Source organism: Haloprofundus salinisoli (assembly GCF_020097815.1).
Taxonomy (GTDB): domain Archaea; phylum Halobacteriota; class Halobacteria; order Halobacteriales; family Haloferacaceae; genus Haloprofundus; species Haloprofundus salinisoli.
Genome location: NZ_CP083663.1, coordinates 955,232 through 981,793, shown reverse-complemented (window position 1 = coordinate 981,793; position 26,562 = coordinate 955,232). Strand labels below are relative to the sequence as shown.

Annotated in this window: 29 protein-coding genes, 2 tRNA genes and 1 pseudogene; 10 read left to right on the top strand and 22 right to left on the bottom strand. The window is 65.8% G+C overall.

The genetic code is table 11. The features are described from left to right. Positions 1-6 precede the first annotated feature (6 nt). Positions 7-1,137, bottom strand: coding sequence for an ATP-binding protein (locus tag LAQ73_RS05200; protein ID WP_224270180.1), 1,131 nt, complete (start codon positions 1,135-1,137; stop codon positions 7-9). A gap of 76 nt (positions 1,138-1,213) precedes the next feature. Between LAQ73_RS05200 and LAQ73_RS05195 the strand changes: the two genes are divergently transcribed. Then, on the top strand, positions 1,214-1,681 hold the full coding sequence (locus LAQ73_RS05195) for a prealbumin-like fold domain-containing protein (protein ID WP_224270179.1): 468 nt from the start codon (positions 1,214-1,216) through the stop codon (positions 1,679-1,681). Positions 1,682-1,717: 36 nt separating this feature from the next. Here LAQ73_RS05195 and LAQ73_RS05190 read toward each other — a convergent pair whose 3' ends face one another. The 4 genes from LAQ73_RS05190 to LAQ73_RS05175 form a co-directional block, all read right to left on the bottom strand. Continuing rightward, positions 1,718-2,470: a protein-L-isoaspartate O-methyltransferase family protein gene (locus tag LAQ73_RS05190; protein ID WP_224270178.1), complete on the bottom strand. Its 753-nt coding sequence runs from the start codon at positions 2,468-2,470 to the stop codon at positions 1,718-1,720. A 21-nt stretch (positions 2,471-2,491) separates the two neighbouring features. Then, positions 2,492-3,433 (bottom strand): class I SAM-dependent methyltransferase, encoded by a 942-nt coding sequence (locus LAQ73_RS05185; protein WP_224270177.1) that lies wholly within the window; start codon positions 3,431-3,433, stop codon positions 2,492-2,494. A 79-nt stretch (positions 3,434-3,512) separates the two neighbouring features. After that, on the bottom strand, positions 3,513-4,187 hold the full coding sequence (locus LAQ73_RS05180; protein WP_224270176.1) for a protein-L-isoaspartate(D-aspartate) O-methyltransferase: 675 nt from the start codon (positions 4,185-4,187) through the stop codon (positions 3,513-3,515). A gap of 92 nt (positions 4,188-4,279) precedes the next feature. Beyond that, the gene (locus LAQ73_RS05175; RefSeq protein ID WP_224270175.1) at positions 4,280-4,927 is read right to left on the bottom strand and encodes an HVO_0476 family zinc finger protein; all 648 of its coding nucleotides are present in this window, start codon (positions 4,925-4,927) and stop codon (positions 4,280-4,282) included. 245 nt (positions 4,928-5,172) lie between these two features. Here LAQ73_RS05175 and LAQ73_RS05170 point away from each other — a divergent pair, with 245 nt between their 5' ends. Continuing rightward, on the top strand, positions 5,173-5,604 hold the full coding sequence (locus LAQ73_RS05170) for a DUF7344 domain-containing protein (protein WP_224270174.1): 432 nt from the start codon (positions 5,173-5,175) through the stop codon (positions 5,602-5,604). 327 nt (positions 5,605-5,931) lie between these two features. On the opposite strand, the gene LAQ73_RS05165 is transcribed toward LAQ73_RS05170, so the two are convergent. Next, positions 5,932-6,894, bottom strand: a complete 963-nt coding sequence (locus LAQ73_RS05165; protein ID WP_224270173.1) for an aminopeptidase — start codon at positions 6,892-6,894, stop codon at positions 5,932-5,934. A gap of 193 nt (positions 6,895-7,087) precedes the next feature. Between LAQ73_RS05165 and LAQ73_RS05160 the strand changes: the two genes are divergently transcribed. Continuing rightward, on the top strand, positions 7,088-8,149 hold the full coding sequence (locus LAQ73_RS05160; RefSeq protein WP_224270172.1) for a type II glyceraldehyde-3-phosphate dehydrogenase: 1,062 nt from the start codon (positions 7,088-7,090) through the stop codon (positions 8,147-8,149). A gap of 30 nt (positions 8,150-8,179) precedes the next feature. On the opposite strand, the gene LAQ73_RS05155 is transcribed toward LAQ73_RS05160, so the two are convergent. Continuing rightward, positions 8,180-8,671: a metallophosphoesterase gene (locus tag LAQ73_RS05155; protein ID WP_224270171.1), complete on the bottom strand. Its 492-nt coding sequence runs from the start codon at positions 8,669-8,671 to the stop codon at positions 8,180-8,182. A 103-nt stretch (positions 8,672-8,774) separates the two neighbouring features. On the opposite strand from LAQ73_RS05155, the gene LAQ73_RS05150 reads away from it, so the two are divergent. Beyond that, complete coding sequence (locus tag LAQ73_RS05150; RefSeq protein WP_224270170.1) at positions 8,775-9,008, top strand: hypothetical protein; 234 nt, start codon at positions 8,775-8,777, stop codon at positions 9,006-9,008. A 5-nt stretch (positions 9,009-9,013) separates the two neighbouring features. On the opposite strand, the gene LAQ73_RS05145 is transcribed toward LAQ73_RS05150, so the two are convergent. Continuing rightward, positions 9,014-10,237: a phosphoglycerate kinase gene (locus LAQ73_RS05145; protein ID WP_224270169.1), complete on the bottom strand. Its 1,224-nt coding sequence runs from the start codon at positions 10,235-10,237 to the stop codon at positions 9,014-9,016. A gap of 121 nt (positions 10,238-10,358) precedes the next feature. Next, positions 10,359-11,408 (bottom strand): type I glyceraldehyde-3-phosphate dehydrogenase, encoded by a 1,050-nt coding sequence (gene gap / locus LAQ73_RS05140; protein ID WP_224270168.1) that lies wholly within the window; start codon positions 11,406-11,408, stop codon positions 10,359-10,361. A 144-nt stretch (positions 11,409-11,552) separates the two neighbouring features. Here gap and LAQ73_RS05135 point away from each other — a divergent pair, with 144 nt between their 5' ends. Next, entirely contained in the window at positions 11,553-11,924 is a 372-nt protein-coding gene (locus LAQ73_RS05135) for an Hsp20/alpha crystallin family protein (RefSeq protein WP_224270167.1), read from the top strand. Positions 11,925-12,042: 118 nt separating this feature from the next. Here LAQ73_RS05135 and LAQ73_RS05130 read toward each other — a convergent pair whose 3' ends face one another. After that, the gene (locus LAQ73_RS05130; protein ID WP_224270166.1) at positions 12,043-12,900 is read right to left on the bottom strand and encodes an ATP-grasp domain-containing protein; all 858 of its coding nucleotides are present in this window, start codon (positions 12,898-12,900) and stop codon (positions 12,043-12,045) included. Between the two features lie 62 nt (positions 12,901-12,962). Continuing rightward, positions 12,963-13,493, bottom strand: a complete 531-nt coding sequence (locus LAQ73_RS05125; RefSeq protein WP_224270165.1) for a 50S ribosomal protein L16 — start codon at positions 13,491-13,493, stop codon at positions 12,963-12,965. A 160-nt stretch (positions 13,494-13,653) separates the two neighbouring features. Here LAQ73_RS05125 and LAQ73_RS05120 point away from each other — a divergent pair, with 160 nt between their 5' ends. Continuing rightward, positions 13,654-14,331, top strand: coding sequence for a type 1 glutamine amidotransferase (locus LAQ73_RS05120; protein ID WP_224270164.1), 678 nt, complete (start codon positions 13,654-13,656; stop codon positions 14,329-14,331). Between the two features lie 27 nt (positions 14,332-14,358). Here LAQ73_RS05120 and nucS read toward each other — a convergent pair whose 3' ends face one another. Both nucS and LAQ73_RS05110 read right to left on the bottom strand, forming a co-directional pair. After that, positions 14,359-15,165 (bottom strand): endonuclease NucS, encoded by an 807-nt coding sequence (gene nucS, locus LAQ73_RS05115; RefSeq protein ID WP_224270163.1) that lies wholly within the window; start codon positions 15,163-15,165, stop codon positions 14,359-14,361. Positions 15,166-15,276: 111 nt separating this feature from the next. Beyond that, on the bottom strand, positions 15,277-16,287 hold the full coding sequence (locus LAQ73_RS05110) for a DUF7972 family membrane protein (protein WP_224270162.1): 1,011 nt from the start codon (positions 16,285-16,287) through the stop codon (positions 15,277-15,279). A gap of 110 nt (positions 16,288-16,397) precedes the next feature. On the opposite strand from LAQ73_RS05110, the gene LAQ73_RS05105 reads away from it, so the two are divergent. Then, positions 16,398-17,093, top strand: coding sequence for a hypothetical protein (locus tag LAQ73_RS05105; RefSeq protein ID WP_224270161.1), 696 nt, complete (start codon positions 16,398-16,400; stop codon positions 17,091-17,093). Between the two features lie 114 nt (positions 17,094-17,207). Here LAQ73_RS05105 and LAQ73_RS05100 read toward each other — a convergent pair whose 3' ends face one another. From LAQ73_RS05100 to LAQ73_RS05065, 8 genes and pseudogenes are all read right to left on the bottom strand, one after another. After that, the gene (locus LAQ73_RS05100; protein ID WP_117592850.1) at positions 17,208-17,402 is read right to left on the bottom strand and encodes a cold-shock protein; all 195 of its coding nucleotides are present in this window, start codon (positions 17,400-17,402) and stop codon (positions 17,208-17,210) included. Between the two features lie 144 nt (positions 17,403-17,546). Further along, positions 17,547-18,049, bottom strand: a pseudogene (locus tag LAQ73_RS05095) (NUDIX hydrolase). A gap of 12 nt (positions 18,050-18,061) precedes the next feature. Further along, entirely contained in the window at positions 18,062-19,456 is a 1,395-nt protein-coding gene (locus LAQ73_RS05090) for an MATE family efflux transporter (RefSeq protein ID WP_425601127.1), read from the bottom strand. A 359-nt stretch (positions 19,457-19,815) separates the two neighbouring features. Next, a complete protein-coding gene (locus LAQ73_RS05085) occupies positions 19,816-20,340 on the bottom strand; it encodes a GNAT family N-acetyltransferase (protein ID WP_224270159.1) in 525 nt (174 codons plus the stop codon). Positions 20,341-20,415: 75 nt separating this feature from the next. Then, complete coding sequence (locus tag LAQ73_RS05080) at positions 20,416-21,186, bottom strand: hypothetical protein (RefSeq protein ID WP_224270158.1); 771 nt, start codon at positions 21,184-21,186, stop codon at positions 20,416-20,418. A gap of 240 nt (positions 21,187-21,426) precedes the next feature. Next, positions 21,427-21,500: transfer RNA gene (locus tag LAQ73_RS05075), tRNA-Phe, on the bottom strand. Between the two features lie 67 nt (positions 21,501-21,567). After that, positions 21,568-22,119, bottom strand: a complete 552-nt coding sequence (locus tag LAQ73_RS05070; protein ID WP_224270157.1) for a hypothetical protein — start codon at positions 22,117-22,119, stop codon at positions 21,568-21,570. A 340-nt stretch (positions 22,120-22,459) separates the two neighbouring features. Next, positions 22,460-22,533: transfer RNA gene (locus LAQ73_RS05065), tRNA-Val, on the bottom strand. Positions 22,534-22,625: 92 nt separating this feature from the next. Between LAQ73_RS05065 and LAQ73_RS05060 the strand changes: the two genes are divergently transcribed. Both LAQ73_RS05060 and LAQ73_RS05055 read left to right on the top strand, forming a co-directional pair. Next, on the top strand, positions 22,626-23,171 hold the full coding sequence (locus LAQ73_RS05060; RefSeq protein ID WP_224270156.1) for a DUF192 domain-containing protein: 546 nt from the start codon (positions 22,626-22,628) through the stop codon (positions 23,169-23,171). A gap of 34 nt (positions 23,172-23,205) precedes the next feature. Continuing rightward, the gene (locus LAQ73_RS05055) at positions 23,206-25,149 is read left to right on the top strand and encodes an ABC transporter ATP-binding protein (protein WP_224270155.1); all 1,944 of its coding nucleotides are present in this window, start codon (positions 23,206-23,208) and stop codon (positions 25,147-25,149) included. A 46-nt stretch (positions 25,150-25,195) separates the two neighbouring features. Here LAQ73_RS05055 and LAQ73_RS05050 read toward each other — a convergent pair whose 3' ends face one another. Continuing rightward, positions 25,196-25,519, bottom strand: a complete 324-nt coding sequence (locus LAQ73_RS05050) for a DUF5789 family protein (RefSeq protein WP_224270154.1) — start codon at positions 25,517-25,519, stop codon at positions 25,196-25,198. Positions 25,520-25,642: 123 nt separating this feature from the next. Here LAQ73_RS05050 and LAQ73_RS05045 point away from each other — a divergent pair, with 123 nt between their 5' ends. Next, complete coding sequence (locus tag LAQ73_RS05045) at positions 25,643-26,545, top strand: CPBP family intramembrane glutamic endopeptidase (protein WP_224270153.1); 903 nt, start codon at positions 25,643-25,645, stop codon at positions 26,543-26,545. Positions 26,546-26,562 lie beyond the last annotated feature (17 nt).

The following is a 26,562-nucleotide window of genomic DNA, read 5'->3' as shown; positions in this document are numbered from 1 at the left end:
TCGTGTCTATTCACACCGTCGGCGACTCGCCCGCGGATTGCCGCCGCCGTGTGGGGTATCTCGTTCACGGATTCGGACCGCGTGCGCCGACTCGGTGGCGTCGTCGACGACGAGCGCATCGCCGGTCCGCGTCGGCAGTCGCTCGCGTATCGTCCCGGCGAGATACGTCGGCTGTGCGGCCGTCAGCGCGTCGACGTCGGCCTGCATCGTCAGTCGATGCGCGACGAGGAGGTCCGCCTGCGACACCGCGACGTCCGGAAGCGCGCTGGGTCGCTGCGTTGCGGCGACGAGGCTCATCCCCGGCGTGCGCCCGCGGGTGAGCACCGTCCGCAACGCGTCGGCGGCGACGCCGCCGAAGAACGCGTGGGCTTCGTCGACGAACAACCACGGCAAACGCGGTGACTCGGCGGACGACCGCGACGACGCACAGCGTTCGTAGAGCCCGGTAGCCACCGCCGCACAGACCGCATTCGACGGCGCGTCCGGGGTTCCGGCGAGGTCCAACACGGTCGCCTCGCCACCCAGGAGGTCGGCGACGTCCAGTCCGTCCGAACCGAACACGCCCCACGAATCGGCCAGTTCGAGGTGGTTACGCGCCGCCCGCCGAACTCCGTCTTCGGCGTTCGCCTCGGCGACATACGCTCGCATCGCTGTCAGCGACGACGTTTCGCTCGCGGCCTGCCAGAGGAGCGCCCCTGCCGGACGCCCGGCGTCGAGACCGACGAGCGCGGGCCAGGACGACGGCGGGACTGCGTTCGCCGCGACGGTCGGCTTTCGGACGACGGACGCGGGGACGCCGTCGGCCGCCGACGAGGGCGCTTCGAGTCCGGAGAAGACGCCCATCGGGTCGACGACGACGGGGGCGACGCCGTTCGCCCGCGCGGCCGCCTCCGCGAGCACGCCGAGCGTGTACGACTTCCCGCTCCCTCGCTTGCCGACGACGAGCGCCGCGTGCGGCGTATCGAGGTCGATACCGACGGGGGCGGCGTCGCTGCCGTCGCGGGCGCGGTACGCCCCGAGGCGACCGGTCGGTCGAGAGGTGTCTGTCTCTGCGACCCCGCGTCCGGGTTCGTCGGATCCTCCTTTCGCTTCATGCGCGGTTCGCGGCTCCGCGTTCGCTCGTCCGAGGACCTGCACGTGAGCGGTAGGCCTCCTTCTCCGATTTCAACGCTCGTGCGAGGCTTTATCAGCGATACCGAGACCAGACCGGCGTATGCTCGACCGATGCAGACGGCAACTCGACGGATTCCGGCGGAACGAACGCGCCATCGAAGGGCTTCCCATCCGCCTCGTCATCGCGCTGGTCGTCGGCGTCGCCAGCCTCAGCGTGATGATGAACATGATAAGCGGGATTCAGGGACTCGCCGTCGTCGAGGTGGACGTTCGGCCCTCGCCGGACGTCGTCGGCCCCGAGAGACAGACGCTGACGTTGACGGCCGTCGGTGCGGACGGCGACCCCGTCGCCGGCGCGACGCTCGTCGTCAAAGGCGGGACGGCCGACACCGACGGCGTCGAGACGGCGAAAACCGACGCCGACGGGGAGGCGACGGTGACCGTCGACCCGTCGCTCGGGCCGAACCAGGAGGACGGCACGCTCGTCGTCGAGGTGAAACCGCCGGCGGGAAGCGAGTTCGTCGACCGGCGAGCGAACACGAAGATACTGGTGATTCGCGGTGGGTGAGCGCGCGACTCGACGCGAACTCCGCCGGGGAGCGGCTCAGAGATGCTCGTCCCAGTCGACCCACTCCTGCTCCCAGCCGGTGCGAGCGTGCCTGCCGCTCTCGGCGTACTCGCGGTCCTCGCGCACCGTCCGGTTCCGCGCCAGTCCGTCCGGTTGTTCGCCGTCGACCAGCATCGGCGCGAACTGGACGGGACCGAACCGCTCGACGACGCCGTCCGGCCCGGCCGCCTCGGGGCCGGGCTCGACCGCGACGAGCGTCTGCTTCGGTCCGCCCATCGGGAAGACGAGTCTCCCCGAAGGTGCGAGTTGGTCGACGAGCGAACGCGGTGGGCGAATCGCCGCGGCTTCGAGGAGAATGCGGTCGAACGGGGCGTACTCGGGGTAGCCGCTCGCGCCGTCGCGGCAGTCGACGAGGACGCCCTCGTATCCGGTCTGAGCGAGGCGTTGACGGGCGTAGAGCACCATCCGCCGGGAGATATCTATCGCCTGTACGTTCGACTCGCCGACCAGTTCGGCGACGACGGCGGCGGTGTACCCGACGCCGGCACCGACGACGAGAACGTTGTCGGCCTCGGTCGCATCGAGTGCGGAGAGCAGTCGTGCGACCGTCGAGGGCGCGAGCACCCGACTCCCGTTTTCGGTTGCGTCCCTGTTCGCGTACGGCTGGTCGTCGACGAACTCGTGGCGCGGGACCGTCCGCATCGCCACGTCGACGCGCTCGTCGAGGTGCTCGCCGAGTGTCTGTTCGAGGCCATCGACCATGTCCTCGCGCAGTACCGCGGGGTCCATACCTCTCCTGCGTGATGGCGACTAATCAACTCCGCGCTTGTAACCCCCGACCGCCTGGCGGTCGGTCCCCGGCACGTCGTCGACGCGGACGTCCTCGAATCCCGCCTCCGCGAACCACTCGTGGTACTGGACGTCGCTGTACGCTCCGCCGCTCCCGGTCGCGAGCGCCTCTGTCGCCGCTCGAACCGTCGCCGCCGCTGCGGCGCGACCCCGAACGGGTTCGACGAAGACGGCAGCCCCGCACGCTGACAGCGCGCCTTCGACCGTCGACAAGAGCGTCCGGTTCTCCGCGACGCCGAGCGAGCAACAGAGGTTCTCGCCGAAGACGAGGTCGTACGTCCCGTCGGCTATCGTCGCCAGCGACCGGCGTTCGAGCGTCACGTCTTCGTGTTCGAGCACCGGGGTGACGTACTCGATGACGTCGTCTCCGTCGCACATCGTCACCTCGAAGCCCCGGGCGGCGAACTCGCGGGCGTAGACGCCCGAGCCGCCGCCGACGTTGAGTACGCGCTCCGCACGCGGTGCGAGACGGACCGCGGCAGTGACGGACGCTCTCACGACCGCCTCGTCGGCCGTGGCGTGTGCGCCGAGCCGGTTGACCAGCGAATCCTCGGACGACTCCGGCGGCGTTCCGGTCGTCATCGTCTCCGGGAGCGCCGTGTAGCAGTCGAGCATGTCGAGCGCGTGCGGAAGGCGGCCGATGGAGCGCACGTCGCGTTTGGCGAGAAAGCCGAGCGCGCGGTTCGTCACCTCGTACTCGTCACCGACGCGTCGGAGGAAGCCGAGGTCGGCGAGCGAGTCGACGACGACGCGCGCAGCCTCGGGCGTCACCTCGGTTTCGGCTGCGACGGCGTCGGCGCTCCCGGCCCGACTCGTCAGCGCGTCGAGTATCCCCGTCTCGCGAGCCGCCCACAGGAGAAACAGCGTCTCGGTGTCGAACCTCGAACGATGTACGGTCGGCATAGCGGAGGGTGAGGAGGCAGCCGGCAAAAAGGGGTCGTTGCCGTGTGCCTCGGCGAATCGTAGCGGAGACGGCGGCGACTCAGTCGTCGCCGCCTCGCATCGGCACGAACCGGACGCCGCCGTGGGTCTCTCGGTCGATTCCTCCGTCCTCGCGTCGCCACGCGCGGACGAGCCGCTGCCGCCCGCGGCCGACCGGCCCGACGACGCACCCGCCCGGCCGGAGCTGTTCGATCACCGTCTCGGGAAGCGACTCCGGCGCACAGGTGAGGTACGCGCGGTCGTACGGCGCGTGGTCGGCCCACCCCTCGTAGCCGTCGCCGGTGCGGACGTCGACGTCGTAGCCGCGCTCAGAGAGCGTCTCTCGGGCACGGTCGGCCAGCTCGGGGTCGTACTCGACGCTGTACACGCCCCCTGAAGCGTCGCGCTCGTCGCGTCCATCGCCCCGCTCCAGCTGCCCGAGCGCTTCGGTGGTGACGGCGGCGTGGTAGCCGCATCCGGTGCCGATTTCGAGCACGCGGTCGTCGGGGTCGAGCGCGAGGAGGTCAGTGACGATAGCGACCATGTGCGGCGCGCTGATGGTCTGACCGCCGCCGATGGGCAGCGGACGGTCCTGATAGGTGCTCTCGCGCTGCTCCGGCGGGACGAACGCGTGGCGGGGGACGGTTCGGAGCGCGTCGGCGGTCGTCTCTCGCTCGATTCGGCCGCGGTCGACGAGTCGGTCGACCATCTGCTTGCGAGCGGTTTCGAAGTCCATAGGAGTTCTCCTCCGTCGTATCAGGCGTGTGGGTTGTGTCGGTCTGTCGTGGCGAAGTTCGGATTCGAGGGCTCAGGTCGACTCTGGACAGCTCACCACGCCGACCACGCCGAACTGGTCTCGTCGCGGCCGTAAATGCGCTTGACGTCCTTGGCGAACACCATGTCACCGTCGCGGTCGAACTTGTCGAAGCGGTAGTTCGTCGCGTTCTGCCGGACGTGGATGCCCTCTATCTCGAACTCCTCTTCGTTCAGTTCCTCGGTCTCGCCGACGACGAACTCGTAGTCGCCGGGGACGCTCAGTTTGAAACTTCGCGTCTCGTCGCGGCGACCGTCGCCGGGATGGAGTGTGACGGGGACGCTCACGTTGTCGACGGCGCGAGTCCAGACGGTCGCCACGTCCTCTGCGACGGCCTCCTCGACGCGCTGGTCGTCACCGAGGTCCAGCGACGTGATGCGGACGAGCATGATTGCCTCCGGCGTGTCGGCGATGAACTCCTCGCCGACGGCCAGCGTCTCCTCGGCGGGGGCGTCGACGGTTGTACTGAACGACTCGCCGTCCTGCGAGACGATGACGCTCAGTTCGATCTCGCGCTCCTCCTCGATCGTCGTCTTGTGGGTGTGGCCGCACTCTGTACAGCGGACGGTCGTCTGTCCGCCGGGTTTGAGTACCTCGTGGACGGTCTCCGTCTGCGGTGAGCAGGAGGGACAGACCACCGCGACGCGTTCGCTTTGGCTCATACGACGGCGTAATCCATCTGGCCCTAAAAGTCCGCGCTTCTCCTCACGGCGTGTAGCTCCCGAAACGACCCCATCACCCGTCCGTACGCGCGATTGCGCGAAAATTATCACGAACGACCAACGACAGTACTAACCGTGTCGCCGTGGTGTGTCGAATGTGGGACACGAACCGCTGCTGTAGGGACGGTCCGCGACAGCGTCGGCGCGTTCGACCGAGACCGTCCTCTGGATTGGGGGAACACGAAATGGACGACGACTCATTTGACAGTCCGACCAAGAGGGACAACGGGGAAACAGACGGCTTCGAGGAGCTTCCAGACTCCGTTCACACCGACGACGCCGACGCGTTTCCGCTCGATGCGGTGTTCAAGGTGCTCTGCGACCCGCGCCGTCGGTACGTGCTGTATCACCTCCAGACGTGTCGCTATCCGGCGACGCTCTTGGAGGTCGCAGAACAGGTCGCCGCCTGGGAGTACAAATGCAATCCCGAGCAGATTCCGGAGGAGACCATCGAGCAGATCCGCGCCGACTTACACCACTCGCACCTCCCGAAGTTGGCGGACGCGGCCATCGTCGACTACGACGCCGACGCGAACGTCGTGACGATGGGCGAGTGTACGCGTCCTCTAGACGAGTTTCTGGAGTTCACGCGACAGTACGAACAGTATCAGCGATAGCCGTCGCAAGGGAAATCTGACGGTCGCTCGGTTGGGTTCCTCTCTCTTCGTTCGAACCCCGAGACTGAGGGCGGACGCCGGAGAGACGACTCGGAGACGAGTGGATTCGCTCAAGCGTCTCTCGGTCGCAACCGAGCCGCGAGAGCGCCGTTGTTGAACCACACTCCCGTCTCGGGCGACTTCCAGGGGAGGGAGATCCGCCCGATACCAGTCCCTCGTCTCTTGAGTACGAGTCAGTTCTCGTCATCGCACCACGTTCTGGGTTAAAAGGCAACAATCAGCAGTATTCGAATCGGATGTGGGCGGGCGCGGTGATACGTGGGTTCGCTACCGGGGAAGTTCCACTTCCTCGCCGTCCACGTAGACGGTCGGTTTGCGGATGATGCCGTCCAGATGCAGGGGAGCGACGGTGTCGCCGCCGATTCCGGCGTCGTCGCCGATGGCGATGTGAACCGTCCCGGCCGCCTTCTCGTCGAGGAGAACGGAGCCGACCAACTCGTCGACGCCGACGTTCGTCCCGATGCCGAGCTCGGCGAGGTTGTACGCGTCCCGTCCGACCTCTTCGGCTCCGGCCTCGACCTGCTGGCGCACCTCGTCGTCCGAAATCTCCGTGACGTAGCCGTCTTCGACCTCGAAGCGGAGTTCCTGACCCCCGTCGAGCAGGCCGTACGGCATCATCGTCCCGTCGACGACGTACGTTCCGTCGACGGTCTCGGGGCTGACGAACACCTCGCCCGCCGGCAGGTTCGAGAACTGCCCCGGGTCGTGGACCATCCCGGTGTCCGAGAGCCACTCGCGGTCGCCGGGAACGAACGTGATGTCGGTGCCCTTCTCGGTCGTCACGCGAACCTCGTCGGCGTCGACGAGCTGTTCGAGGACGTCGAGGCTGTGTCGCGCGATGGCTTCGTAGTCGGCGTCGAGGCCGGCGAGCATCACCTCCTCCGTGATGCCGGGCATCGTCGCGCCGCGCGCGCCGGCGTCGCACGCCTCGCTGCGCGCGCGAGTGTGACTCAGACTCTTCGTCGTCGGCGCGATGAACACGTCGGCGTCGCGCATCGCCGCCGCGACGGGTGCCGGCGGTTCCGCGCCGTGTTGCGGTCCCGGCGGATACCGGACGAGGACGGCGTCCTCCGTAATCTCGCTCGCCACCTGGTACAGCGCCTCGCCGATGGGTGCTCGCTTGTCGTCGGTGACGACGGCACAGGACTCTCCGGGCTGTACGCTCAGACACTGTTCGAGCGCCGTCTCCGCGGCGGTGCGGAGCGCGTCGTCGGTGTTCCGGTCGGTCATACCACAGTTGGCTATCGGCGACGGGTTAGGCTTTGCCACATCGACCGTCTGAGGGCCGGTAATATTCCCCCACCAGACCCGAAATATCCGCATATGCCGGCGGTGAAACCGGAACATGGTTACTCGCCTCGGAGTTAATTTCTAAGAGGTATTCCCCGAAATAACTATGTCCCTCCCGGTAGGAGGTCCGAACATGCTCAAGGTGGGCGTCAATGGCTACGGAACAATCGGCAAACGCGTCGCAGACGCGATCTGTGCGCAACCCGACATGGAACTCGTCGGGGTGGCGAAGACGCGGCCGAACTTCGAAGCCGAGACGGCAGTCCGAAACGGCTATCCCCTCTACGCCGCGCTTCCCGAGCGCGTCGACCAGTTCGACGACGCGGGCGTTTCTCTCGCAGGCGTCGTCGACGACTTGGTCGCCGACAGCGACGTGGTCGTCGACACCACTCCCTCCGGCATCGGCGCGCAGAACCGCGCGCTGTACGAGCGCCACGACACGCCGGCCATCTTCCAGGGCGGCGAGGACGCCGACATCGCGGACGTGAGCTTCAACGCGCGCGCCAACTACGACGAGGCGACCGGCGCGCAGTTCGTCCGCACGGTCTCCTGTAACACGACCGGTTTATCGCGACTGCTCGCGCCGCTTGACGAGACCTACGGCGTGAAGAAAGCGCGCGTGACGCTCGTGCGCCGCGGCGGCGACCCCGGCCAGACCGGCCGTGGCCCGATTAACGACATCCTACCGGACCCCGTGAGCCTCCCCTCGCATCACGGCCCCGACGTGCAGACCATCTTCCCGGACCTCGCCATCGACACCCTCGGCCTGAAGGTTCCGGCGACGCTGATGCACACCCACAGCGTCAACGTCACGCTCGAATCGACGCCGACCGCCGAGGACGTGCGCGACCTGCTCGCGGGCGAGTCGCGTCTGTTCTTCGTCCCGAAACACGCCGGCATCGACGGCACGGGCAAACTCAAGGAGTTCGCCATGGACGCCGGCCGCCCCCGCGGCGACCTCTGGGAGAACTGCATCTGGGAGGAGTCCATCTCGATGGTGGACGACGACCTCTATCTCTTCCAGGCCATCCACCAGGAGAGCGACGTGATCCCCGAGAACATCGACGCCGTTCGCGCTATCACCGGCAGCGCGAGCAAAGAAGAGAGCATCGCGACGACCAACGAGTCGCTCGGCGTCGGCCTCCACAGCGTCTTCGACAGCGGCAACCGGCAGTTCGTCGCCGCCGACGACTGAGCGCGGCGAGCGAAACGAGCGGGTTTTGTTTTACGCGACCTCGTGCGACGAGAGTTCACCGGTTTCGGTGTCGAGGACGGCGACGTGAAACGCGTCGTCGGCCCCCGGAATCGGGAGGCCGCCGGGATTGACCCGTACCGCCTCGCCGCGCTCTTCGACGACGCGCTGGTGGGTGTGCCCGTGGAAGACGTAGTCGTACTTCTGTGAGTCGACGAGCGCATCCACGAGCGCCCCGCTCGTTCCGTGGTAGACGGCGACGTCGACGCCGTCGAAGGTGAGTTCACCCGCTTCGCCGAGATACGTGCCGAAAGAGTCGACGGCCGACTGGAGGTTCCACTCGCCGTCGTTGTTGCCACGGACGGCGTAGAAGTCCCAGTCGCCGTCGAACGGCGTCGCCGAGAAGGGCGCGACGATATCGCCGCAGTGGACCACGGCGTCGACGGACTCCGATTCGAAGCGGTCGACGGCCGCGCGTACGCAGTCGAGATTGTCGTGGGTGTCAGAGACGATTCCGACGAGCATGGGTGTACGTTTAGTCGTGAAGAACAAAGTCGTGGCGTCGAGCGGCCCAGCTACATCGACCCGCCATCGAAGCGGTTAGTTGCCTCCTCTCCTGATTCAACCTGTGAACACCGACGCCCTCCCCAAACTCGGTATCGGTCTCGTGGTCCTCGCGTGGCCGCTCTACCGCGTGTTCAACTACCTCAGTTACGCGCAGTCGTCGACCCTCGTCGGCGGCGTCGACAGCGCGCTCTGGTGGGGGCCGGCCGACACCGTCGTTGTCGTCGTGTTCCTCCCGCTCGGGCTCTACCTCGTCGGAGCGGGATTACGTGGACTCGCGCGGCACCGCGCCGACTGAGTCGCTTACTCCTTCTGCGCCTGCGCTTCCAACACCTCGACCGCCGGGAGCGACTCGCCCGTCAGCGCGCGGATGTACGCCCCGCCCGCGATGGAGACGTGCGAGAAGTCGTCCTCGCTCAGCCTGTACATCTCGACGGCGCGGGAGGTGTCGCCGCCGCCGACGACCGAGAAGCAGTCCGTCTCCGCGATGGCGCGGAGGACGCCGACCGTCCCGTCGGCGAACCGCTCGTCTTCGAACATGCCGAGTGCGCCCTTCACGAACACCGCCTCGGACTCGCGGATCGTCGGCGCGTAGCCCTCGACGGTCTCGGACCCGACGTCGAGATAGCCGGTCTCCTTCTCCTCGATACTCTCGACCGAAATCTCGGCACGCTCGCCGCTACTGTCCTCGTACGCCAAATCGACAGGGAGCCGAATCTGCCCGGCACGGCGCTGGAGGACGTCCTCGATGACGTCCTGGTTGTTCTCCCACTGGTCGTCGAAGAGTTCCATGTCGCCGACGTCGCGGCCGACCGGGTGGCCCTCCGCGCGGAGGAACAGTTCGCCCGCGATGCCGCCGAGGAGGAACTGGTCGACTTTCTCGCCGATGGCGTCCATCACGCCGATGACGTCCGTCGCCTTCGTCCCGCCGACGACCATCGTCACTTGCCCGTCGAACTCGCGGGTGGCGATGCTGGAGTTCGCCTCGTACTCGGTCTGCATCACGCGCCCGGCGTAGGCGGGCAGGACGAGCGGGAAGCCGACGAGCGAGGCGTGTTTTCGATGGGCCGCCGAGTACGCGTCGTTGACGTAGGCGTCGAACGTCGGCGCGAGCGTCTGGACGAACTCGGTTTCGGCCTTCGTCTCGGGCTCTTCTTCGGGCAACTCGTCGTCGACCATTCGGACGTTTTCGAGCAGCAGCACCTCGCCGGATTCGAGCGCGTCGATCGCGTCCAGCGCCTCCTCGCCGTACGTGTCGGCGACGAATTTCACGTCCCTGTCGATGTGGTCGGCGAGGATGTCGGCGTGCTGCTCCAGCGAGACGAAGTCGTCGTCGCCGGGGCGACCCTGGTGTGCCATCAGGACGACGCGGTGGTTCTCGCCGGCGAGTTCCGACACCGTCTCGGCGTGCCGCTCGAAGCGGCGGTTGTCCCGTACCCGACCGTCCTCGACGGGAGAGTTCAGGTCGAGGCGAACGAGCACTCGCTGTTCGGCGTCGAGCTCGTCGAGCGTGTTGAACGAAGCCATCTCACCTCGAAAGTCGTGCGACTGCTACTTAGTCGTGGGCGGAAGCGGCCGAACTACGGCTGCACTACCGCTCACGGATTGCTTCTTGGACGAAAAACCGAACTCAGCCGGGAGTGCGGCGTTACTCTTCGGTGATGTGGCGCGCGACGTCGAGCATCCGGTTCGAGAAGCCGTACTCGTTGTCGTACCACGTCAGAATCTTGGCGAGGCCGCCGTTTTCGAGCACGTTCGTCGAGTTGAGGTCGACCGTCGAGGAGAACGGTAGCTGGAGGATGTCCGAGGAGACGACCTCGTCGTCGGTGTAACCGAGCACGCCCGCCAGTTCGTTGTCGGCGGCGTTCCGGAACGCTTCGTTGATTTCGTCGGCGTTGGGGTCGCCCTGCAGGTCGACGACGAGCTCCGTGATGGAGCCGTTCGGCACCGGCACGCGGATGGCCATACCGTCGAGCTTCCCGTCGAGTTCGGGCAGAATCTCGGTCGTCGCCTTCGCGGCACCCGTCGTCGTCGGAATGATGTTCTCGGCGGCGGCGCGCCCGCGGCGGGTCTTGCCCTTCGGCGCGTCGATGAGACTCTGCGATCCGGTGTAGGCGTGGACCGTCGTCATCAGGCCCGAGTTGATACCGAACTCGTCGTTGAGCACCTTCGCCACCGGCGTGATGCTGTTGGTCGTACAGGAGGCGTTCGAGACGACGTCCTCGCCGTCGTACTCGTCGTGGTTGACGCCGTAGACGAGCTGCTTGACCGGCTTGTCACCTTTCGGCGGCGCGGAGATGACGACTTTGTCCGCGCCCGCCTCGACGTGGTCGTGGGCGTCGTCGTACGTGCGGAAGATACCCGTGCACTCCAGCGCCACGTCGACGTCGAGGTCGTCCCACGGCAGTTCGGCGGGACTCTGGACGTTGAGCACCTCTGCCGACGTGTCGCCGATGGAGAGTCGGTCGTCCTCCAGCGTCACGCCGTCGAGGCGGCCCATGACGGTGTCGTACTTGCTGAGATACCGCATGTCCTCGCCGTCCATCACGTCGTTGATGGCCACTAGTTCGATACGGGGGTCGTCCATGACCGCGCGGAAGACGTTCCGTCCGATGCGCCCGAAGCCGTTAAGTGCGATGCGCACAACTTCCGACTCGTCGACTTCTTCGCCAGCGGCTAAGTGCGATTTTTCACTCATAGCTGAGTTAGTGCCTGGAGAGTACTTAAACCCCGCCTCGTATAGTGGTTTTGGAACGTCTCTTTTCGCCGTATCAACCGAGATAGATTCCGCGATGGGGACACCGACAGAAGGCTTTTGAGCGCATACGACATAGCGTGCCGCATGAAGCGAGACGACCGTGACGACCCCTTCGGCGACATTTTCGGCGAGATCGAACGCATGATGAACGAGATGACCGGCGGATTCGACGACCGCACGGGCTTTGCGAGCGAGACTCACGTCGACGTCCTCGACGAGAGTGACCAGATCCGCGTCGTCGCCGACCTCCCCGGCGTCGACAAGGACGACATCGACCTGAAGTGCGACGGCGAGCGCCTCACCATCAGCGCCGCGAGCGACCGCCGCGAGTACGACGAGCGCATCCAACTGCCCGCGCGCGTCGACGAACACTCCGCGAGCGCCACGTTCAAAAACGGCGTCCTCCAGGTGACGCTCGACCGCGTCGAGGACTCCGCCGAAATCGACGTCGAGTAGCGCCGTCCGCCGACACCGTCGTCGCTCCCTCCACCGTTTCCTCCCGCACACCGAACAGCGACGGCGCTCCGACTCCGTTCCGACTTCGTTGCGACTCCGTTACGACTCCGTGCTGTCATCACTCGACCTGTCGCTTCACCAGCGCCGCCAATCGGTCGTAAAAGCCCGCGTCGTACTTCGCGTCGTCGATGGTCGGCCGCGCGTTCGTCTCGCCGACGACGAGTCGATTTTCGGTTTCGAGGAGGTCGACCCCGAGATACGGAACGTCCAGCACGGCGGCGACTTCTTCGGCGAGCCGCCGGTGTCGGTCGGGGAGTTCGACGCCCGTCGCCTCCGCGCCGCGGTGGACGTTGTGTTTCCACCGACCCGCCTCCCGTGCTTCGGTCGGCAACCGGCGTTCGACACCCCCGACGCACTCGCCGTCGACGACCATCGCCCGGTAGTCGCGCGCGGCGGGCAGAAACTCCTGCAGCAGATACGACTTGTCGCCGGTCGCGTTGTAGTCGTGAACGAGTCGGAGATAGTCGACCACTCCCGAGAGCGAGTCCGGGTCGTCGACGCGGACGATTCCTGTGCCGCGGGTCGTCGAGTTCGGTTTGACGACGAGCGGTCCGTCGAACTCGGCGGCGGCGGCGAGAAGCGCGTCGTCGTCGACGGGGTTCGAGACCATCGTCGTCTCCGGCACCGGGAGGCCCGCCCGAGAGAGCGCGGCGACGACGCCCGCCTTGTTCCGCGAGGTGAGCACGGCCTCGCGGTCGTTCACCCACGGAAGCTCGTGGAGGGCGTCGAGCGCCCCGCCCTCCATCGGTCGGGTCGGGTAGACGAACCCCACGTCGAACGTCTCCGTCGGCGACGAGGTGAGCCGAATCGTCCGTCCCTTCGCGCGGAGGTGGCGAACGTCGACGCCGCGCGAGGCCAGCGGGTCGCGCATCCGCTCGAACGTCTCGGCGTCGGTCGTCACCGCGAGTCGGAGCATACGCTAGGTTCGGTGGAAGAGGGAAAAACGTGTGTGTCCGCCGTCGCGGGCGGCGTTTCCGCTTACGCGACGAGCAGTTCTTCGCCTTTCTCGACGACGATGCGGCACGGCGGCGACATCTTGTTGTACGCGCGGCGGAAGGCGTCTTTCACCGTCTCGGCGTCCTCCGGGGTGCAGTAGGCGGTGAACACGGCGTCGTTGCGCTGGACGCGCGCGGCCGTGCCGACCGGCTTCCCGAACGCCTGACGCATCCCGTCGGAGACACGGTCCGCACCCGCACCGGTCGCCTGCTTGTTCTCGCGCAGGACGTGGTGGGGGAACTTGCGGAGCACCATCTTGTAGTTCGGCTGGCCGACGTGCTTCAGGAGCAGGCGGTTCGCCGACAGGCGGGCCGATTCGAGCGAGCCGTGACGAATCTGGCACTCCTCTTCGACGCGGAGGCTGATCTGAACCGGGTAGTCCTCCGGACCCGTCTGCAGGTTGCCCATGTTGTGCTGTGCGATCTTCGAGCCAGGAATCCCCGTGATGTACTCACGCCGCGTGTACGGCTTTTTGGAGATCTCCCGGTACATTGAGGCCGGTTTGTCTGCCATAGTTACTTGCGCTGAACAAGGCCAACGCGGTGAATAAAGCCTTCGATGCGTCTTCTGCGCGTTCTGCGACTCGTTGGCACGGGTTTACCCCCTCGGCACGCTCTCGCCTCCCGACCCCGTCGGCAGTACCGTTATCTCCCCGCGCACACGATTACGACCGATGATTCTCGTTCTGGCGAACGAAGTAAATCCCGAAGCAAACTACTTCGTACGCGAACTCGCCAGCTACCTGCCCGACGCCGCCGTCCACGACTACGCCCGCGACGGCGGGCCGCGAACCGTCGCGGCGTTCGAGGATATCGAGAGCGTCGGCGACGCAGGGGACGTCGACGGCGTCGTCCTGTCGGGCAGCACCGCCGGCGTCTACGAGTCGGAGGACTATCCGTGGATGGACGACCAGCGCGCGCTGGTCCGCGAGTTAGTCGACGAGGAAGTTCCGACGCTCGGCGTCTGTTTCGGTCACCAACTCGTCAACGACGCGCTCGGCGGGACCGTCGAACACCGCGGGCTGAAAACTGAACTCGTCTCACTGGACCTCGTGGACGACCCGCTCTTCTCGGGCGTCGCGGAGACGGTACCGATGGTTCACGGCGACGTGGTCGTCGACGCCGGAACGAGGATGGAGCCGATAGCCAGCGCCGACTACTATCCGCTCGTCGCGACGCGTCACGAAAACGCGCCGCTGTGGACGACGCAGTTCCATCCGGAGTTCACCGAGGCGCTCCACGACCGAGTCCGATGCGACTTCGGCTGGTCCGACACCGACCGCAGCTTCGACGAGGTGACCGCGACGCGCGTCTTCGAGAACTTCCGAAAGCTCGCGGACGACTCGGCGTGATTTCTCGCCTCCGTGTCATTTCCGTCGCTACTCCTCGTCTCCTTCCGGCGGACGCCCCGTCGTCGGATCCAGCGCGACGAATCCGAGGTCGTGTTGCTCCAAGAGCGCGGCCGCCCGGTCGGTGACCGACGGCGCGACGAGAATCCCCCGAACCGCCGCGCCGTCACCGAACTCCGCGCGCAGCGCGGCGACGTACCGCTGGAGTTGGCTCGCCGCCGAGGGGCCGACCCGCCGCCGCTTCAACTCCACGGCGACGGCCGCGCCGTCGTCGTCCTCGCCGTAGATGTCGACGGGCCCGGCGCTCGTCTCGCGCTCGGTCGCCAGCGGGAGAAAGCCGGATTCGACGAGATCGGGGTCGTCGAGGATATGCTGGCGGAGATCCTCCTCGCTCCCCTGTAAGTCGAGATCCCGGCCGCCGGTGACCGACAGCGCCGAGAACTGGTGGACCTGCTCGAACCGCACGTCGAGCGTCTCGGCGGGCGTCGTGCGCTCGCTGCGAATCCGGAACTGTCCGTCTCGAACCGCCGCGTGGTGTTCACAGCCCGGCGGCTGCCAGTTCACCGGCGTCCGTTTCTCGTCGGTGTGGACGAGCGCCGCGCCGTCGGGCTTGAGAATCACGAGTCGGTTGCCGAGGCCGAGCGTGCTGGCGGCGCGGCCGTCGTACTCGACCGTACAGCGGCCGAACAGCGTCACCATGTCGCCGCGCTCGAACGCCTCCTCGACCTGCCAGAGCACCTCGCGGTGCGTCGGCCGGTGCAGCGTCACCGCGTGCGCTCTTCGGTCCGTCTCGGCGACACCGGATTCGGTCCCGTCGACCCGCTCGTCGTCGGTCATTCTTCGTCGACGACTGTTCGGGCGGCGACGACAAAAGCCAACCGCGTCCGGGCCGACGCGTCGGGTCTCGGGAACGGGAGACGCCGCATCCCACCGCGCAGCCGTCCGTTCTCAGAGGTCGTCTTTCACCGTCGCGCGCGGTACGAACGGGCCGAAGTCGGCGGTTCGGCTCGCGACCGTCGCGATGCGGAGCGTGTAGGTCAGGAGGACGACGAACGGGAGGAAGACGAGCGTGACGCCGCCGGCGACGAGCCAGAACGGCAGGCCGGTGCCGGCGGTCGACGAGAGCAGCGACTCGTAGGAGAGCATCAGCAGTCCACCGCCGAACAGGGTCGGGAAGCCGACGTAGAGAAGTAACCGCGAGAGCGCAGCGAGTTCGTGTTGTACGTAGATAGTTTTGAACGTCTGTCGGGCGACGGCGAGCTGTTCGAGCAGTTCGATGAGTTCGTCGAGCGTCTCGGCCTCGTCGTCGAACGCCTCTCGGTGGTCCGCTCGAAGCACCTGCGCCGTGTGCAGATGTCGACCGTCGAAGTGGCCGAGAACGGCCGAAAGTGCGTCGAACGTGCCGAAATCGGCGTCCTCCAGTGCCTTTGAAACCGTCTCGCTCTCGTGGCGAATCGTCTCGACGTACCGGTGGACGCTCTCGCGGAGCCCGTCGTCGGTGTCGTCGACGGCCGATTCGAGCGTCTCCGCGCGCGAGCGGTTCTGTTCGACTAGCCCGCGAAGAAAGTCCGCCGGTGCGGCGGGACTGACGCTCCGGCCGGTGAGCGTCTCGACCTCCCGGCGAAACTCCTGCATCGCCGCCAACCGAGTTCGCAGCTCGTCGGTCGACCCCAGCTCCTGCGAGAGCACGAGCTGGTTGATGGCGAGCACGATAGTGATGAAGGGAAGCGTCCCGCCGACCAGTGCGCCGACCAACGAGAGCACTGCGTCCGCGTCGTCGACGGGAACGACGCCGACCCAGCAGAGCGCCGCCACTGACGCACAGACGGCGACCGACAGCAGCGCCGTCAGCACTATGCGGTTACCGTCCAAGAGCACCCATCGCTTCAGCGGCGAAGCCTGATACGGTTCGTAGACGAGCCCGCTCTGCGCCAGCCCGTCGTCCCCACCGTCGTTCATACCGCACGAACGTCCGGCACTCCAAAAAATCCCGGAGACATATCGACCGCCTCGTGGTGGGGGAACCCCTTATGCCGAGGCTTCAACTGACTCCGCGGTCTACCTGTCGTATGGCAGACGCTGACCGCGAACCCAACGTGAGCGACGAGGAGATTCTGGCTGTCTTCGCCCGCACCGACGACTCGGCGCTGCTCCCGGAGGAAGTCGCCGACGAACTCCCGATTACCGCCGACCGAATCGGCGATCAGGTGGACGACCTCTACGAACGGGGTCTGCTCGACACCGGCGACGACCCGCGCGGAGAGGCGTACACGCTCACCGAGGCGGGCGCATCACAGGCGGCGGACGCGGAGTCGTCGGTCGAAACGGACGTCGAGGCGCAGGCGTCGACGACGAGCAGCGACGCCGTCCCGCCGGCGATGCAGAACGACCCGAGCGAAACTCCGCAAGCACCGTCGCAGGAACCGCTCGGCGACGCGTACGACCTCGCCGGCGACGTCGCCGACGCCATCGACGCCTTCGAACCGCCGGGTAGCCAGGAACAGAAGCGTCGTCGCCGCGAGGCGCTCAGAGCGGCGTACGGCTACCTCCGTCGCCGCGGCCGCGTCTCGCGGGAGGCGTTCGAGCGCGACGTGTTTCCCGAGCACACCGCCGGCTACGGCTCGCCCGAGGAGGGTTGGTGGGAGTCGGTGGTCCGACCAGGGCTCTCGGGAGTTCCGGACGTCGAAGCGCCGGACGACCCCGACGCGTCGGACGGCGAGTGGCGCGTCGTCGGCGACGCCGTCGGCGAACGCGGCCCGGAGTGAGCACGGCTCCAACTGAGACCGGAGCGACCCCCGCGCGGCGACGCCGTCGCTCGCCGAGAGTAGCTCAAATAGAAATGTGTTCGTGAGTGATCGCGTTCTGAAAAGAACGACGTTTTACAGTCGGGTGACGTTCGTCGCGCGCGGGCCCTTCGGGGCCTGCTCGATGTCGAACTCCACTTCCTGTCCCTCTTCGAGGTCCGGGCCGCCGACGTCTTCCATGTGGAAGAACACGTCGTCGTCCGCATCTTCTGTCTCGATGAAACCGTAGCCGCCTGTGTCGTTGAAAAAGTCAACCGTACCTTTCGCCATTACCTTTGAAGAAAGTTCGGCAGCACACATAACCCTTCCGAGTCCTCACTGTTAGTCGAATTCAACAACTCGTTCGAGACGCGCTCTCTGCGACGAACTCGCGTAGCGGGTCGGTCGATCCACCTCACAGCGCCTCCCGAGTCGCTACAGGTACGGTTCGAGCGAGTCACCGTCGTGGAGTCGCTCCGGGAACGTCTCGAACCACCGTGCCGCCGTGATCTCGTCTGTACCCGCGCCCAACTGCTCCGAACGCGGAATCTCGCCGTCGGCACGGGCCGCGTAGACGACGTACTGTGCGGTGAACGCGATTCCGTCGGATCTCGCGTCTCCGGACTCGGCGGCGTATCGCTGGTCGACGACGACGCGGGCGTCCCCGACGGTCGCGTCCAACCCAGTCTCCTCGCGCACTTCGCGGCGCGCGGCTTCCACCGGCTGCTCGCCTGCTTCGACACCACCACCGGGGAGAGTCCATTCGCGAGACCAGCGGTTCTTCACCAGTGCGACGCGGTCCTCGGAGTCCCGCGCCCGCGCCGCCGCCGCGAGCGCGGTTCCGTTCTCCGCCCCTCGCGGAACGACGCCAGCCGCTCCGCGGAGAGTCGTCTCGTCTGGCGCTCGCGGGGGATGTCGGGAGCGAATCGGCCGGTCATAGCCCTCGGTCGTCAGTCGTCCGCGACCGTCGATCCGGGACGGAACTTGCGGCTGACGAGCTTCCACTTGCCGGTTGAGAAGCGATAGTAGTTGAGCGCGGCCGGCACCGTCGTCTCCGCGACGAACGAGAGATACAGTCCCCAGTAGGCGAGCGAGGTGGTCGCGCCGAGGTACGCGACCGGAATCGAGAACGCGAACATCCCGAGCGCCTGACTCAGGAAGGGCCAGGTGGTGTCGCCGCTGGCGTCGAGCGGCCCCGCGGACGCCCCGCTGACGCCCTGCGCGATGACCGCGAAGCAGGAGACGTAGACGAGCGTCACGGCCGTCGAGAACGACGGGTCCGCGCGAGAGCCGACGAACGCGAGGACGATGGGTTCAGCAAACACCGCGACGAGCGCCGCGGCGACGATGTAGGTGGTGACCGAGAAGCGGACGATCTCGCGGCCGTACGCCTCCGCGGTCCGTTCGTCGCCCGCCCCCAGCTCCTGACCGACGAGACTGCTCGACGCGAGGCCGAAGCCCCACCCGGGCGTGTTCATGATACCCCAGATGCGGCGGCTGATGACGTAGGCGGCGAGCACCGGCGCGCCGAACATGCCGACGATGGCGAGCATCGGGAAGTTGGCGACGGTCCACACCATGCTCCGACCGACGACCGGGAGGCCGATTTCGATTATCTGCCGCATCGTCGGCCAGTCGATGTACGACCCGGTCAGGTCGACGGCGACGGGGAGTTCGCCCGCACCCGGTAGCCGACCGGCGACGAGGCCGGCGGTGAACGCGACGGTGACGAGCACGTTCGCCAAGAGCGTGCCGAACGCCGCGCCCGCGACACCCATGTCGAACCCGAAGATGAACACCGCGCTGAAGACGATGTTCGATATCGCGCCGCCGGCGCGGACGAGCATCGGCGTCCACGCGTCGTCGAGACCGATGTAGATGCGACTGCCGATGAGGTTGACGCCTGCGAACGGAACCGCGAACCCGACGATCTGGAGGTACACCGCGCCGAAGCCGATGGCGCTGGTCTCGTCGTTGATGAGGTCGATGAGGTGAAACGGGAAGAAGACGAACGCGACCATCACCGGGACGGTCGCGACGACGACGAGGAGGAGACTCGACCGAACCGCCTGGCCGAGTTCGTCGAACGCGTCGGCACCGTAGCGCTGCGAGACCAGCGCGATGGTCCCGGCGGCGAATCCGCCGCCGAGCGCGAACGCGATACCCCAGTAGGCGCTCGCGAGACCGACGCCGGCGATCGCGGCCGGGCCGATGGCGATACCGACCATCGCCACGTCGACGGCGTTCTTCGACATACGCGCGACGCCGGTGACGATGCGCGGCCACGAGAGGTCGGTAGTTCGGCGGACGCGCTCGGGCGCGACGAGACCGAGTCGCGCGAGCATGAGGCCGATGAGCAATATCACTCCTCGAATCGGATTTGGAAAACGGGTCACTAGTTGTTACTGCTATTTCGAACCGAAACTATAGGTCTTTCTTTCTCGGAACACCGTGAGAATAGATGTCTCGGTTGGCGCAGACACGACCCTTCGGCGAGACGATGACGTTCCTCCGGGCATTTACCAACCCAGCAGGTGCAACCCGAACCACGATACTGTTCGGCGTCGCACACTCTCGTGATGTTCAGAGCTATCCGCTCGCTGTTCCGTACGATAATCAACTTCGTCATCGCCGTCATCACCTTCCCGCTTCGGCTGCTTCGCTCGCTGTTGTAAGCCCGAAGCGTTTCGGTAAGGTGGTCCGGTCACTCCGCGAGCGACCGCTTCATGAAGCCCCAGTCGTCGCGAATCGCGGCCGGGGCCTGCGTCTCCTCGTACGCCGCCGTGAACTCGAAGTCGAGATTCCGGTACAGCGACCGCGCCCCCTCGTGGTAGGGAGCGACGCCCAACCGGAGCGTCTCGAACCCGTCGGCTCTGGCCTCCGAGATCAACGTCTCGACGAGCGCTTGCCCGACACCCGTCTCCCGATGTGAAGGCCGCACGTAGAGTCGTTTCACCTCAGCGGTCGTCTCGTCCAACTGTTTCAGCTGAATCGACCCGACCAGTTCGCCGCCACGGCGCGCCAGAAACAGCGGCTCCGCGATTGTCGCCGACGCGAGTCTGTCGAGGTCCGCGGCCACTATCTCCTCGGGGTCCGCGCCGAACTCCTCGTCGTCGAACCACTGTCGGCCCTGTTCGTTCGCTTCGAGAAAGTACTCGTGGAGGAGCTCGCGCAGTTCCGGTTCGTGTCCCGCGACGTCCGTTCGGACGACGGTGGCGTCCGCGTTCATGTCGAAAGAACGTCCTCTCGAAGCAGATATAACTAGTTGCCTCCGAACTCTCGCCGTTCTCGAAGGCGGCCGACGCTATTCCCCGCTCTCGGCGTCGATGTACCGCCACCGGCGACCGTAGAGTCGAGGGAGTTGCTCGACGTTCGAGTGCCACGCGCTCGAAGGGACCGTCGAGACGCCGTCGGGAAGCGGCCCCGGCGGACGCAGCGAGACGGCCGTCGGATTTCGCCCCCGCCGCCGCTCGCTCGGATCGTTCGAACGCGTCCGTTCCGACGCGTAGAGCCGTTCGAGGGTGGCGTGTTGCTCTCCGAGCGCGCTCCGAGCGAGCGTTATCTTCTTTCTGACCTCCTGTTGGATGGTCACCTCCCTGGCTTCCGAGCGAAGCGAGGAGACGAACGCTTCGGCGTCTGCGGCCGCTTTCGAGTCACTCTCGACCGCGAACGCTGCGTCACCGCCCGGGAGGTCCTCGAGTTCTCGGTCCAGCCGTCGCTTCGCTTTCGCGAACCCGAAAAGGTCGACCGACGCCCACAGTTCCCGCCTGTCGACGACGTGCGTCAAGTTGCTCAGGTCGACGGCCAGGTCGGGGTCGCGTTCTCTGATGGCGTCCGCGAGGCGGTCGAAATCGACGAGGCCGGGGAGTTGTTCGATGTCGACCACGTCGGGCACCCGCGCCAGATCGACGCTCTCGAGGAGCATCTCCGTCGCAACGAGCACGTCGAACAGTTCGTCGACCGTCCCCGTCAGTGGGGTCTCGGTGTCGCTCGCAGCCGATTTCGCGCGCTCGAGTCCCGATTCGACGTGCTCTGATAGACGGTCCGACCTCGAAGAAGTGGATGAGAAGCTCATGGTCGTAGTGGGTCAATGACCCTACCGGAGTAGGACGGCGACGGGCAAAGCGTTGCTGTCGACGCGCAGTCGGCGCGGTCGCTGCGCTCTCTCGTTGGTTCGCGGGAAAAGTGCCGCCTCCCGGATTTGAACCACGCGAACGCTTCGCTGTCGCTCAGCGTTCTCTAATTCAAACCCAGTCAGATATCATTCTGGATTTCGGCGCGACTCGCTCTGCTCGTCGGCTTGCAATCACAGAAGTGCCGCCTCCCGGATTTGAACCGGGGACAGCTCGATCTTCAGTCGAGTGCTCTCCCAGTCTGAGCTAAGGCGGCGCACTCTGATGGATGGGGATGGGAGCAAAAAGGATTTCGGAACACGCCGACGGCGTGCCGACGGTTCTCACGCGACTTTGCGACGTTCGGTGAACTCGAAGGTACCCTCGGCAGTGGTCACAGTCGCCTTCACGGTGATGTGGCCGTCGTTCTGCTTGATTTTGTACGCGTCCATGTAGCCGAGTTCGACGCGAATCGTCTGCTGCTGGGTCTCCGCCGCGCCGACGGAGCCGACTTCGACGCTGCCGTCCCACACCTCGTCGTCGTCGGCGGAGATGCGGACGGCCACGTCGATGTCGTCGACGGACTCGTTGCCGGTGTTTTTCACCTGCGCCGTCACGTCTCGGCAGGTCGTCCCGCACTCTTCGATCTCACCGACCGAAAACCGGAGCGGTTGGTCGTACGCGTCCTGTACCGCTTTGTCACTGCCACCCGACGCTTCGCTCGTATCGTCGCTTCCTCCGTCGGTTTGCACGTTCGACGATGTGTCTCCGCCGACCTTATCGGTTGTGTCACCGACCAGGTCTGCGGGCGTGAACCCGAGTGCCAACGCACCGCCGACGCCGGCGACGACGACGAGCGAGAGAACGCCGATAACTGCGAACGTAGTTCGGAACATTATATATTCACCATTATAGGATAATCTGCAAACTCTACTTGTATATATTTGTTACTGTCTACGAGAGAAACTACATGAAATCCGGCACGAACTGATTGCAGCTATTCGACGAAAATTAGGGGGTTGAATGGTGTTCTTCGCCACATTGTTTGAAAATATGATATTATTTGGTTTTGGCGAATTCGACGGGTGGGGACGAGCGTTCGGTCGAGCGGAGTACAGCGACGGAAACTCGGGCGGATTCGAACCACGGTCGTTCCGCTCACTTCGTTCGCTTCACTCCCTGATTCGAATCGTCCTCACAGATGTTTCTGGACTCACTTCGTTCGCCACAGAATGATGGGCTCGGGCGGATTCGAACCACCGACCTCGGCCTTGTAAGGGCCGCGTCATAACCAACTAGACCACGAGCCCGCGTATCGGCACGAATGCCTCCGCTCGAATAACTGTTTCTCTCTGCGACGGGCCCCGGAACGCTTACTCGGGTGGGGTCCGTTCTCACGGCCGTGCGAACGCGTATCCTCGTCGGAGTCCTCGTCGTCTCTCTTTTGGCCGCAGGGGGTGTCGTCGCCTTCGACCACGTCCACAGCCCGCCCGACTCGAACGAGTACGAGACGACGACGGTGACCGTCGTCGACGGGGTCAACGGCACCGAACTTGCCGCCGTCGACGTCCGAATCGCCGACACGTACAACAAACGCTACACCGGTCTGAGCAACACCACGTCGCTTGACGACGGCGAGGGGATGCTGTTCATCCACGACAGCGAGGACGAGTACTCGTACGTCATGCGGAACATGGACTTCCCGCTCGACATCGTCTTCGTCGACGCCAACGGGACCATCACGCAGATTCACCACGCCACTCTGGACCCGTCCGGAGCGTCCGAGGGGCAACTGACGCGGTACACCGGGTACGGACAGTACGTCCTCGAAGTGCCGATGGGCTACACGAACCGAACCGGCGTCTCCGAGGGCGACAGACTTCTGATTCCGAACGAGACGGCTTCCTGCGAGACGGCGACGAACCGGAGTATTTCGGTTCGTAGGTAATGCTTTTTAACGGCCAACTCTTGTTACGGAGATAATGGGAACGGCCGCGGATGAGGACGACCCCTTCGAAGCGCAGCGGCAGAGTACAGACAACCCGATGCGCCGACTGTTCACCGAGTACGGTCGGCAGAACACCACGCAGTTCGTCGTCGGGTTGCTCGCCAGCGTCGTCGCGCGCCTGCTTGATCTGCTCCCCCCCGTGGTCCTCGGTATCGCGATCGACGCGGTGTTCGGGGACAAGGAGTACGCACAGGCGGTCGCCGACACGGTTCCTGTCTCCGCGGCCGCCGTCTCGGGGGTGATTCCGGCGACACAGACCGAACAGTTCTACTTCTCGGTCGGCCTCATCGCCTTCGGGTTCTTCGGCGGCGCGGTGTTTCACTGGACGCGTAACTGGGGGTGGAACTCTTTCGCACAGAACATCCAGCACGCCATCCGGACCGACACGTACGACAAGATGCAGCGGTTGAACATGGACTTCTTCGCCGACAAGCAGACCGGCGAGATGATGTCCATCCTCTCGAACGACGTCAACCGCCTCGAACGGTTCCTCAACGACGGGATGAACTCCTTTTTCCGCCTGTCGGTGATGGTCGTCGCGATCGCGGCCATCCTCTTTTCGATGAACGCGCAACTGGCGCTCGTCGCCCTACTGCCCGTGCCGCTCATCGCGCTGTTCACGTGGAAGTTCGTCGACATCATCCAGCCGAAGTACGCCGACGTCCGCTCCTCGGTGGGGACGCTCAACTCCCGACTGGAGAACAATCTGGGGGGGATTCAGGTCATCAAGACCTCCAACACCGAGCGCTACGAGTCCGACCGCGTCGACGGCGTCTCGATGGACTACTTCGACGCCAACTGGGACGCGATTCGTACTCGCATCAAGTTCTTTCCCGGTCTGCGCGTCCTCGCCGGTATCGGCTTCGTCGTCACGTTCATGATCGGCGGACTCTGGGTGGTCAGCGGGCCGCCCGGTCCGCTGACCGGGACACTCACCGTCGGCCAGTTCGTCACGTTCATCGTCCTCACCCAGCGGTTCATCTGGCCGATGGCGCAGTTCGGACAGATCATCAACATGTACCAGCGCGCCCGCGCCTCCTCGGCGCGCATCTTCGGCCTGATGGACGAACCCTCGCGCATCGCCGAGGACCCCGACGCCGACGAACTCGTCGTCCGCGAGGGTCGCGTCGAGTACGACGACGTCACCTTCGGCTACGAGGAGGACGAGACCATCGTCGAAGACGTCGACTTCGTCGTCGAGGGCGGCGAGACGCTCGCGCTCGTCGGTCCGACGGGGGCAGGTAAATCGACCATCCTGAAACTCCTGCTTCGGATGTACGACGTCGGCGAAGGGAAGATAGAGATCGACGGCCAGGACCTTCGCGACGTGACCATCCCGAGTCTCCGGCAGGCCATCGGGTACGTCAGCCAGGAGACGTTCATGTTTTACGGCACCGTCCGCGACAACATCGCCTACGGGACGTTCGACGCGACGGACGAGGAGATAATCGAGGCCGCGAAAGCCGCCGAGGCGCACGAGTTCATCGAGAACCTCAAGGAGGGCTACGACACGGAAATCGGCGAGCGCGGCGTGAAACTCTCTGGCGGGCAGCGCCAGCGCCTCTCCATCGCCCGCGCCATTCTGAAGGACCCCGAGATTCTCGTCCTCGACGAGGCGACCTCCGATGTCGACACCGAGACGGAGATGCTCATCCAACGGAGTCTCGACAGACTCACGGAGGACCGGACGACGTTCGCCATCGCCCACCGCCTCTCGACCATCAAGGACGCCGACCAGATTCTCGTCCTCGAAGGCGGGCGAGTCAAGGAGCGCGGGACGCACGAGGAACTTCTCGGCAACGACGATCTCTACGCGCACCTCTGGGGCGTCCAGGCCGGCGAGATAGACGAGCTCCCCGAGGAGTTCATCGAGCGTGCCACGCGACGGCAGGCGCGGACCGAAGCGCGGGATGACTGAGGGGTGCGGTCGTTTCGAGGCGATTCGTCGCCGCGACGGCTCGCGTTCAGACGGAGTCTTGCTCGTCTGGATCCTGATCTAACCCGCGACCGCTGTACCGCTGGCGGCCGACGGCCTCCGACCCGACCATGTTGAGCACGGCCTGTTTGACCTCACCGGCGTCGCTGAAGTCCTGTCCCGTCTCCTCTTGGTACGGCTCCATAATGTCGCCGAACGTTCGAGTCTCGTTTGACATCTCGATTTCGTAGTCGCCGTACTCGTCGACGAGCTCGTCGGTCGTCGTCGGATAGTCGTGCGATTTGAGTTCGTCATCCAACTCGCCGAACTCGACGCCCAACTCGCGGCTGTCGTCGGCTTCGTCGTTACTCATGCGGATATGTGGTCAACGGCCGGGGAAAAACCGGTTCGCATGCGTCGGATTTCGTGAACTAATCGACGAGCTCGTCGCCGAATCGTCGCGCAGCTTGATGTTCTATCGGGACGATACGACTTCGTGGATTCGCACACCGCCGCCCTAACGCCTCAGAGTCGCCTCGGTCGAGTAGTTGACCGACACCGACTCGGGTCGTTCTTCGCCCTCGCGTTCGCCTTCTCGTGGACGTTCTGGTTCGGCGCGGCTCTCAGCGACGCGGGCGACTCACTCGGGCTGGCCGCGGTCGTGCCGGGGGCGTTCGGCCCGCCGCTGGCGGCGGCCGCCGTCGTTCGCCTCGGCGGCGGGTCGGTCCGTCGCTGGGCGCGCGCGGTGTCGCCGCTTCGCGTCTCGCTCCGATGGTACGCCGTCGCGCTTTTGCTACCCGTTGCGATGGTTGCAGTCGAGACCGTCGCCCTCTCCGCGTCGGGCGTCGAACTCCGCTTCGAGGTGCTCCCCGCCCGAGTCGCCGCGTTCCTCCCGACGGTGCTGTTTATGGCGCTGCTCGGCGGCGGACAGAAGGAACCGGGGTGGCGCGGGTTCGCGCTTCCGCGATTGCAGCGGCGACTCGCGCCGCTTCCGGCGGCGCTCGCGCTCGGCGTCGTCTGGGCGGTGTGGCACCTTCCGCTGTTTCACCTCCCGGGATCCTCCCAGTACGGAGCTTCGTTTCTGACGTACGGCGTCGGCGTCGTCGGCCTCTCCGTGGTCTTCACGTGGCTGTATAATCGCACCGCGAGCGTCGCCGTCGTGGTGGCGCTCCACGGGAGCTACAACGCGGCGACGACGCTGTATCCCGTTCCGCTCGCCGAACTGGTCGGAACCGACCTCGCCGCCGACGTGCTCGTCGTCGTCGCTGCCGCTACGTGGGGAGTCGCACTCCTCCTCGTCGTGGCGACCCGCGGCGACCTCGGCCACCGAGGTTCGCGCGTAGCGACTCGGCGGTTCGACGACGCCGACTCGTCCTCCGAGCCCCGACGCGGAGACTGAGCCGTTCGGTCTCTCGA

Coding starts and splice junctions, on each gene's coding strand:
- LAQ73_RS05195 (WP_224270179.1), top strand. CDS start 1,214: ATGCTCGACCGATGCAGACGGCAACTCGACGGATTCCGGCGGAACGAA.
- LAQ73_RS05190 (WP_224270178.1), bottom strand. CDS start 2,470: ATGGACCCCGCGGTACTGCGCGAGGACATGGTCGATGGCCTCGAACAG.
- LAQ73_RS05185 (WP_224270177.1), bottom strand. CDS start 3,433: ATGCCGACCGTACATCGTTCGAGGTTCGACACCGAGACGCTGTTTCTC.
- LAQ73_RS05180 (WP_224270176.1), bottom strand. CDS start 4,187: ATGGACTTCGAAACCGCTCGCAAGCAGATGGTCGACCGACTCGTCGAC.
- LAQ73_RS05175 (WP_224270175.1), bottom strand. CDS start 4,927: ATGAGCCAAAGCGAACGCGTCGCGGTGGTCTGTCCCTCCTGCTCACCG.
- LAQ73_RS05170 (WP_224270174.1), top strand. CDS start 5,173: ATGGACGACGACTCATTTGACAGTCCGACCAAGAGGGACAACGGGGAA.
- LAQ73_RS05165 (WP_224270173.1), bottom strand. CDS start 6,894: ATGACCGACCGGAACACCGACGACGCGCTCCGCACCGCCGCGGAGACG.
- LAQ73_RS05160 (WP_224270172.1), top strand. CDS start 7,088: ATGCTCAAGGTGGGCGTCAATGGCTACGGAACAATCGGCAAACGCGTC.
- LAQ73_RS05155 (WP_224270171.1), bottom strand. CDS start 8,671: ATGCTCGTCGGAATCGTCTCTGACACCCACGACAATCTCGACTGCGTA.
- LAQ73_RS05145 (WP_224270169.1), bottom strand. CDS start 10,237: ATGGCTTCGTTCAACACGCTCGACGAGCTCGACGCCGAACAGCGAGTG.
- gap (WP_224270168.1), bottom strand. CDS start 11,408: ATGAGTGAAAAATCGCACTTAGCCGCTGGCGAAGAAGTCGACGAGTCG.
- LAQ73_RS05135 (WP_224270167.1), top strand. CDS start 11,553: ATGAAGCGAGACGACCGTGACGACCCCTTCGGCGACATTTTCGGCGAG.
- LAQ73_RS05130 (WP_224270166.1), bottom strand. CDS start 12,900: ATGCTCCGACTCGCGGTGACGACCGACGCCGAGACGTTCGAGCGGATG.
- LAQ73_RS05125 (WP_224270165.1), bottom strand. CDS start 13,493: ATGGCAGACAAACCGGCCTCAATGTACCGGGAGATCTCCAAAAAGCCG.
- LAQ73_RS05120 (WP_224270164.1), top strand. CDS start 13,654: ATGATTCTCGTTCTGGCGAACGAAGTAAATCCCGAAGCAAACTACTTC.
- nucS (WP_224270163.1), bottom strand. CDS start 15,165: ATGACCGACGACGAGCGGGTCGACGGGACCGAATCCGGTGTCGCCGAG.
- LAQ73_RS05110 (WP_224270162.1), bottom strand. CDS start 16,287: ATGAACGACGGTGGGGACGACGGGCTGGCGCAGAGCGGGCTCGTCTAC.
- LAQ73_RS05105 (WP_224270161.1), top strand. CDS start 16,398: ATGGCAGACGCTGACCGCGAACCCAACGTGAGCGACGAGGAGATTCTG.
- LAQ73_RS05100 (WP_117592850.1), bottom strand. CDS start 17,402: ATGGCGAAAGGTACGGTTGACTTTTTCAACGACACAGGCGGCTACGGT.
- LAQ73_RS05090 (WP_425601127.1), bottom strand. CDS start 19,456: ATGCTCGCGCGACTCGGTCTCGTCGCGCCCGAGCGCGTCCGCCGAACT.
- LAQ73_RS05085 (WP_224270159.1), bottom strand. CDS start 20,340: ATGAACGCGGACGCCACCGTCGTCCGAACGGACGTCGCGGGACACGAA.
- LAQ73_RS05080 (WP_224270158.1), bottom strand. CDS start 21,186: ATGAGCTTCTCATCCACTTCTTCGAGGTCGGACCGTCTATCAGAGCAC.
- LAQ73_RS05070 (WP_224270157.1), bottom strand. CDS start 22,119: ATGTTCCGAACTACGTTCGCAGTTATCGGCGTTCTCTCGCTCGTCGTC.
- LAQ73_RS05055 (WP_224270155.1), top strand. CDS start 23,206: ATGGGAACGGCCGCGGATGAGGACGACCCCTTCGAAGCGCAGCGGCAG.
- LAQ73_RS05050 (WP_224270154.1), bottom strand. CDS start 25,519: ATGAGTAACGACGAAGCCGACGACAGCCGCGAGTTGGGCGTCGAGTTC.